General features: G+C 62.2%; 3 protein-coding genes. All 3 read right to left on the bottom strand.

Going from position 1 to position 5,458, the window contains the following annotated elements; translation table 11 throughout:
* Positions 1 to 153: 153 nt before the first annotated feature.
* Complete coding sequence (gene prpF / locus QMX91_RS28605) at positions 154 to 1,356, bottom strand: 2-methylaconitate cis-trans isomerase PrpF (protein ID WP_282413743.1); 1,203 nt, start codon at positions 1,354 to 1,356, stop codon at positions 154 to 156.
* A 54-nt stretch (positions 1,357 to 1,410) separates the two neighbouring features.
* Complete coding sequence (acnD, locus tag QMX91_RS28600; RefSeq protein ID WP_282413742.1) at positions 1,411 to 4,005, bottom strand: Fe/S-dependent 2-methylisocitrate dehydratase AcnD; 2,595 nt, start codon at positions 4,003 to 4,005, stop codon at positions 1,411 to 1,413.
* Positions 4,006 to 4,206: 201 nt separating this feature from the next.
* Entirely contained in the window at positions 4,207 to 5,334 is a 1,128-nt protein-coding gene (prpC, locus tag QMX91_RS28595; RefSeq protein ID WP_282413741.1) for a 2-methylcitrate synthase, read from the bottom strand.
* Positions 5,335 to 5,458: the final 124 nt, after the last annotated feature.

The raw sequence follows: 5,458 nt of genomic DNA, 5'->3' as shown, positions 1-5,458 counted from the left end.
GGCTAGGGTGATATTCAACACATACGTCGACCTGAAAGCTCTCCCGTGAATCCATAATCGCCAAGATGCTTCAGGTCGCAGGACATCCAATTACAACTCGGTCTGCTCCCTCTCCCTCCGGGAGAGGGTTGGGGTGAGGGCATCGATACTGGATCAGAAAGAGTCGCCAGGGATACGGACGAAACCTTCCATGAGGACGCGCGCACTGCGGCTCATGATGGCCTTTTTCACTACCCACTCACCGTTTTCCAGACTGGCCTCGGCGCCTACGCGCAGCGTCCCGGACGGATGGCCGAAGCGCACAGCATTGCGCTCGACACCGCCCGCCGCGAGATTCACCAGAGTCCCGGAAATCGCCGCCGCCGTGCCGATTGCCACCGCCGCCGTACCCATCATCGCGTGGTGCAACTTGCCCATCGACAACGCACGCACCAGCAGATCCACATCAGCGGCAGCAATCGCCTTGCCGCTGGATGCGATGTAATCCGCAGGCTTGGCGACAAACGCGACTTTCGGCGTGTGCTGTCGCTTGGCCGCTTCGTCCAGATTCGCAATCAGGCCCATGCGCAATGCACCGTAGGCGCGGATGGTTTCGAACATCTGCAGGGCTTTCGGGTCGCTGTTGATCGCGCTTTGCAGCTCGGTGCCGGTGTAGCCGATATCTTCGGCGTTGACGAAAATCGTCGGAATCCCCGCGTTGATCATGGTCGCCTGGAACGTGCCGACACCCGGCACTTCCAGCTCGTCGATCAGGTTACCGGTGGGGAACATCGAACCGCCGCCGCCCTCTTCTTCCGCTGCCGGGTCCATGAACTCCAGTTGCACTTCGGCGGCCGGAAAGGTCACGCCGTCGAGTTCGAAATCACCGGTTTCCTGCACTTCGCCGTTGGTGATCGGCACGTGGGCGATGATGGTCTTGCCGATATTGGCCTGCCACACGCGCACCACCGCCACGCCGTTGTGCGGAATGCGGCGGGCCTCCACCAGACCGTTGCTGATGGCGAACGAACCGACCGCTGCCGAGAGATTGCCGCAGTTGCCGCTCCAGTCGACGAACGGCTTGTCGATGGAGACCTGACCGAACAGGTAATCGACGTCGTGATCGGCCTTGCTGCTTTTCGACAGGATCACGGTTTTGCTGGTACTTGAGGTGGCACCACCCATGCCGTCGATCTGTTTGTCGTACGGGTCGGGGCTGCCGATCACCCGCAGCAGCAAAGCATCGCGGGCGGGGCCGGGAACCTGCGCGGCTTCGGGCAGATCCTTGAGGCTGAAGAACACGCCTTTGCTGGTGCCGCCGCGCATGTATGTGGCGGGGATTTTGATCTGCGGTGCGAAATGAGCTGCGTGAGCCATGGTGCTCCTTATCCGCAAACGCGGGTCAACCGACCCGCGCTCGCACTACGTGATTTAAACGGCAACAGCCGACTCTTCGAGGAAGTCCTGGGCGAAGCGCTGCAACACGCCGCCGGCCTCGTAGATCGACACTTCTTCAGCGGTGTCGAGGCGGCAGGTCACCGGCACTTCAACGCGCTCGCCGTTCTTGCGGTGGATCACCAGCGTCAGGTCGGCGCGCGGGGTGCGGGCGCCGATCACGTCGTAGGTTTCGCTGCCGTCGATGGCCAGCGTGTGACGGTCGGTGCCCGGTTTGAACTCCAGCGGCAATACGCCCATGCCCACCAGGTTGGTGCGGTGGATACGCTCGAAACCTTCGGCGACGATCGCTTCGACACCCGCCAGCCGCACGCCCTTCGCCGCCCAGTCGCGGGACGAACCCTGACCGTAGTCGGCACCGGCGATGATGATCAGCGGCTGCTTGCGCTCCATGTAGGTTTCGATGGCTTCCCACATGCGCATCACCTGGCCTTCCGGCTCGACCCGCGCCAGCGAACCCTGTTTGACCTTGCCGTTTTCCTGGACCATTTCGTTGAACAGTTTCGGGTTGGCGAAGGTCGCGCGTTGCGCGGTCAAGTGGTCGCCACGGTGCGTGGCATACGAGTTGAAGTCTTCTTCCGGCAGGCCCATTTTCGCCAGGTATTCGCCGGCGGCGCTGTCGAGCATGATCGCGTTCGAGGGCGACAGGTGATCGGTGGTGATGTTGTCCGGCAGCACCGCCAGCGGGCGCATGCCCTTCAGCGGCCGCGCGCCGGCCAGCGCACCTTCCCAGTACGGCGGACGGCGGATGTAGGTGCTCATCTCGCGCCAGTCGTACAGCGGCGTGACTTTCGGGCCGGTGTCTTCGTGAATGGCGAACATCGGAATGTAGACCTGCCGGAACTGCTCCGGCTTCACCGACGACTTCACCACCGCGTCGATTTCTTCGTCGCTCGGCCAGATGTCTTTCAGGCGGATTTCCTTGCCGTCGACCACGCCCAGCACATCTTTCTCGATGTCGAAACGGATGGTCCCGGCGATGGCGTACGCGACCACCAGCGGCGGCGAGGCGAGGAACGCCTGCTTGGCGTACGGGTGGATGCGGCCGTCGAAGTTACGGTTGCCGGAAAGCACGGCCGTCGCATACAGATCGCGGTCGATGATCTCTTGCTGGATCACCGGATCGAGGGCGCCGGACATGCCGTTGCAGGTGGTGCAGGCAAACGCGACGACGCCGAAACCAAGTTGCTCCAGCTCGGTGGTCAGCCCCGCTTCATCGAGGTACAGCGCCACGGTTTTTGAACCCGGTGCCAGCGAGGATTTGACCCACGGCTTGCGGGTCAGGCCAAGCTTGTTGGCATTACGCGCCAAGAGGCCGGCGGCGATCACGTTGCGCGGGTTGCTGGTGTTGGTGCAGCTGGTGATGGCGGCGATGATCACCGCGCCGTCGGGCATTTGCCCCGGCACGTCATCCCACTGCCCGGAGATGCCTTTGGCCGCCAGATCCGCTACCGCCACACGGGCGTGCGGATTGCTCGGGCCGGCCATGTTGCGCACCACCGACGACAGATCGAAAGTCAGGCCACGCTCGTATTGCGCGCCTTTCAGGCTGTCGGCCCACAGGCCGTTGAGTTTGGCGTACTGCTCGACCAGTTGCACTTGCTGGTCTTCGCGACCGGTGAGTTTCAGGTAGTCGATGGTCTGCTGGTCGATGTAGAACATCGCTGCGGTGGCGCCGTATTCCGGGGCCATGTTGGAGATGGTTGCGCGGTCGCCGAGGGTCAGCGCGGACGCGCCTTCGCCAAAGAACTCCAGCCAGGCGCCGACGACTTTCTGTTTGCGCAGGTATTCGGTCAGCGCCAGCACCATGTCGGTGGCGGTGATGCCCGGTTGCAGCTTGCCGGTCAGTTCGACGCCGACGCTTTCCGGCAGGCGCATCCACGAGGCGCGGCCGAGCATCACGCTCTCGGCTTCGAGGCCACCAACACCGATGGCGATCACGCCCAACGCATCGACGTGCGGGGTGTGGCTATCGGTGCCGACGCAGGTGTCGGGGAATGCCACGCCGTCGCGCACCTGGATCACCGGAGACATTTTCTCCAGGTTGATCTGGTGCATGATGCCGTTGCCCGGCGGGATCACGTCGACGTTCTTGAAGGCTTTTTTGGTCCAGTTGATGAAGTGGAAACGGTCTTCGTTACGGCGGTCTTCGATGGCGCGGTTCTTCTCAAAGGCCTGCTTGTCGAAACCGCCCGCTTCTACCGCCAGCGAGTGGTCGACGATCAGTTGCGTCGGCACCACCGGGTTGACCTGCGCCGGGTCACCGCCCTGCAGGGCGATTGCGTCGCGCAGGCCGGCGAGATCGACCAGCGCGGTCTGGCCGAGAATGTCGTGGCACACCACGCGCGCCGGGAACCACGGGAAGTCGAGGTCGCGCTTGCGCTCGATCAGCTGTTTCAGCGAATCGGTGAGCGTGGCCGGGTCGCAGCGACGCACGAGGTTTTCCGCCAGCACGCGTGAGGTGTACGGCAGGGTGTCGTAGCTGCCGGGCTGAATCGCCTCGACCGCCGCACGGACGTCGAAATAATCCAGGGAACTGCCGGGCAGGTTTTTGCGGAATGCTGTGTTCATCGGGTCAGGACTCGGGTCACGGTAGTTTCAAAGGGTGGGCAGACGCCCGACTCAAGATTCACACCGTCCCTTGTAGGAGTGAGCCTGCTCGCGATAGCGGTAGATCAGTCGACATCAATGGTGAATGTCAGTCCGTCATCGCGAGCAGGCTCACTCCTACAGGGATTTGTGGTGGCTTCAAGGATCGGGTCAGCTCACCATTCAGCGACGTTCGATTGGCACGAACTTGCGCTGTTCGACGCCGATGTACTCGGCGCTTGGACGGATGATGCGGTTGTTGGCGCGCTGTTCGAACACGTGCGCGGCCCAGCCGGTCAGGCGCGAGCAGACGAAGATCGGCGTGAACAGCTTGGTCGGGATGCCCATGAAGTGGTACGCCGAGGCATGGTAGAAGTCGGCGTTGGGGAACAGTTTTTTCTGCTCCCACATGGTCTTGTCGATGGCTTCGGAGACCGGGAACAGCACCTTGTCACCGACTTCGTCGGCGAGTTTTTTCGACCAGCCCTTGATCACCTCGTTACGCGGATCGCTGTCCTTATAGATCGCGTGGCCGAAGCCCATGATCTTGTCCTTGCGCTCGAGCATGCCGAGGGTGCCTTTGATCGCCTCTTGCGGCGACGAGAAGCGCTCAATCATTTCCATCGCCGCCTCGTTGGCGCCGCCATGCAGCGGGCCACGCAGCGAACCGATAGCCGCCGTGACGCAGGAATACAGGTCGGACAGGGTCGATGCGCAAACGCGAGCGGTAAACGTCGAGGCGTTGAATTCGTGCTCGGCGTAAAGGATCAGCGACACGTTCATCACTTTGACGTGCAGTTCGCTCGGCTTCTTGTCGTGCAACAAGTGCAGAAAGTGGCCGCCGATAGTCGGCTCGTCGCTAACGCAGTTGATGCGTTTGCCGTCGTGACTGAAGCGATACCAGTAGCACATGATCGCCGGGAATGCGGCGAGCAGACGGTCGGTCTTGTCGCGCTGTTCGGAAAAATTCTTCTCCGGTTCAAGGTTGCCGAGGAACGAGCAACCGGTGCGCATCACGTCCATCGGGTGGGCGTCGGCGGGGATGCGTTCGAGCACTTCTTTCAGTGCTTGCGGCAGGTCGCGCAGCTTGCTCAGCTTTTGCTGGTAGGCATCGAGTTGTGCACGGGTCGGCAGTTCGCCGTACAGCAGCAGGTAAGCCACTTCTTCGAACTGCGCGTCTGCTGCCAGTTCACGCACGTCGTAGCCGCGATAGGTCAGCCCGGCACCGGCCTGGCCCACGGTGGACAGTGCGGTTTGCCCGGCAACCTGGCCCCGGAGCCCGGCGCCACTGAGTACTTTTGCTTCGGCCATTGCTGTCTCCAATTTTCTTGAATTTGTAGGGGAAACGTGTGGGAGCGGGCTTGCTCGCGAAAGCGCTGGATCAGTCGACATCAATGTTGGATATCAGTCCGTCTTCGCGAGCAAGCCCGCTCCC

Source organism: Pseudomonas sp. PS01299, from assembly GCF_029960145.1.
Lineage (GTDB): Bacteria > Pseudomonadota > Gammaproteobacteria > Pseudomonadales > Pseudomonadaceae > Aquipseudomonas > Aquipseudomonas putida_A.
Note: the sequence above shows the minus strand (reverse complement) of the source record. Positions and strands in the feature narration are given on the sequence as shown.

What these genes read in the sequence shown, in the direction of transcription:
- prpF (WP_282413743.1), bottom strand. Translation starts at nt 1,356, where the DNA reads ATGGCTCACGCAGCTCATTTCGCACCGCAGATCAAAATCCCCGCCACA.
- acnD (WP_282413742.1), bottom strand. Translation starts at nt 4,005, where the DNA reads ATGAACACAGCATTCCGCAAAAACCTGCCCGGCAGTTCCCTGGATTAT.
- prpC (WP_282413741.1), bottom strand. Translation starts at nt 5,334, where the DNA reads ATGGCCGAAGCAAAAGTACTCAGTGGCGCCGGGCTCCGGGGCCAGGTT.